This window comes from Mycolicibacterium vaccae NBRC 14118 = CIP 105934 (assembly GCF_001552715.1).
GTDB classification, from domain to species: Bacteria; Actinomycetota; Actinomycetes; order Mycobacteriales; family Mycobacteriaceae; genus Mycobacterium; species Mycobacterium vaccae.
This window is the reverse complement of record NZ_BCRS01000321.1, coordinates 1-1948: the sequence shown is the minus strand read 5'-3', so window position 1 is coordinate 1948 and position 1948 is coordinate 1. Positions and strand designations below refer to the sequence as shown.

Here is a 1948-nt window from a genome sequence, read left to right as displayed (position 1 = left end):
CGCCGCCCCCACCGCCTCCCGGCTGGAACGGTCCCCCGCCTCCTCCGGGCTGGCCAGCCCCGCCGCCGTGGATGCCACCCCGCCGCCGCCACTCGCCGCCCCTGGCGCGATCACGGGCCGGGCAGGGCCCACGACACGGAACAAACCCCGTCGGCACTGAACACCGGGAACCGACGCGGTCGCTGACTGATCGCTCCGTCGACACCGGCGATTCCCTGGTCCGCGAGCAGTTGACACCGCAATTCGGTTGGCGGCGAGTGCTTTACCGTGCAACCAAGGGCCGGGTCAACCCGGGTGTGTCGCAGAAGGACCGTGAGCAGCAGGCCCTCTTGGAGCAGATCAGGCAGCCTATCGCCAGCGACTTCCGGATCGCGGTGCTCTCGATCAAGGGGGGTGTCGGGAAGACGACGACCACCATCGGGCTCGGTTCGGCATTCGCCATGGTTCGGTCCGATCGTGTCATCGCGGTGGACGCGAACCCCGACCGCGGCACGCTAGCCGAGCGCATCTCGGACCCGTCGACCTCCTCGACCGTGCGCGACCTGCTGCTCGACCCGGACATCTCGCGGTACGCCGACGTCCGCCGGCACACGCGCCTGGCACCCAGTCGGCTCGAAGTGCTGGCCAGCGTGCAGGATCCCGCGGTCGCAGAGATCTTCGGTGAGAGCGACTACCGTCGCACGATCGAGATCCTGCAGGCGCACTACAACATCATCCTGACGGACTGCGGGACCGGAATCATGCACTCTTCGATGGCGAGCGTGCTCGACCTGGCTCACGCACTCGTGCTCGTCAGCTCACCGGCAGTGGACGCCGCGCGCAGCGCCGTGGCGACGCTCGATTGGCTGACCCAGCATGGTTACGGGAGGCTGGCGCGGGAGTCACACGTGGTGCTCAGTGGCGCGCAAACCGGTTCGCAAACGACAGCATTCGCCGAGGTGTTCCAATACTTCGAGGCGAGAAGCGGATCCATCCACGTCGTCCCGTTCGAACCGCACCTGGCCAGAGGCGCCGACGTCGACTTCGCCATGCTGTCACCGGATGCGGTGCGTACCTACCTGGAGCTCGCCGGTGCCGTGGCCACCAAGTTCTCGCGGGTCGGTTGAGGCCCCGCACGGGTCCTTCCCGCCGGCTTGCTCAAATCTGTCGGCGCTAGGCTGTCCCGTCGCCGATTCGCTGGGCGCGTTTCCCGAACTCGTTGAGCAAGAATGCCTGTCGATCGGCGACGAGTTTGGCCGCAGCCTGCGCGACCTCAACGATCTGGACCGCCAGCGCGTCGGCCCCGCCCCGGTAAGCGCGCTCGTGCAGCCACAATCCGGTCAACGCGCCCCAACCATCTACCTGCACGCGCACCGACCGATCGGCATTGCTCACCTCCACCGAGAGCGAGTCGATCTGCTCGTTGAGCGCGACTGTGAGATCGCACTGCTCGACCCGGCGTTCGTTCATCCCAGCATCATCGCCGGTAGCTGAGGCACCAGGATCTCCCGCAGAGTACGGCGACATCCGCTCCCTCACACCGGCCCCAACCAGGTGTCGGGCTCGGTGTCCTCGTCGAACTCCTGGAGTCGAGTCTCGGCTCGTTCCAAATCGTCCGAGGTACACAGATTCAGGCCTTGAATAACGGCTGCGCTGACGCCGCGGGCAGCCAGTTCGCGCCGTCGAGCAACTTGCTGGCGTCTGCCGGATAGCTGACACAAAAAAAGGATCTCCTCGGCCAATTCCTTTGCCGGCCGGGTCAGCTCGCGTTCATCGAGCTTGAGCGCCACCGGCAGGCCGCGTTCGGTCGTACGGACCTGAATGCCGCCACCTGGGGAACGCAACGATCGGTCCACAGCGGTGTTCCTCACCCGATTGTTGGTGTATGTGTCCTCGAGCTTAGTTAGGAGCCGGCCCCCGCGGTGGCGGTCGAGGTCAGGTGCGGGCGGGGCGGATCTCGCGCGGCAAA

At 66.6% G+C, this 1948-nt stretch carries 3 protein-coding genes; 1 reads left to right on the top strand and 2 read right to left on the bottom strand.

The features are described 5' to 3' along the window. The coding region (locus MVA01S_RS29670) for a MinD/ParA family ATP-binding protein (protein ID WP_082762426.1) at positions 1-1106 on the top strand (1106 nt) is incomplete at its 5' end. A 46-nt stretch (positions 1107-1152) separates the two neighbouring features. Here the strand turns inward: MVA01S_RS29670 and MVA01S_RS29665 are convergent. Both MVA01S_RS29665 and MVA01S_RS29660 read right to left on the bottom strand, forming a co-directional pair. Next, a complete protein-coding gene (locus MVA01S_RS29665) occupies positions 1153-1449 on the bottom strand; it encodes a YbaB/EbfC family nucleoid-associated protein (RefSeq protein ID WP_003930151.1) in 297 nt (98 codons plus the stop codon). Between the two features lie 65 nt (positions 1450-1514). Further along, complete coding sequence (locus MVA01S_RS29660) at positions 1515-1835, bottom strand: hypothetical protein (RefSeq protein WP_003930150.1); 321 nt, start codon at positions 1833-1835, stop codon at positions 1515-1517. Between the last annotated feature and the right edge of the window lie 113 nt (positions 1836-1948).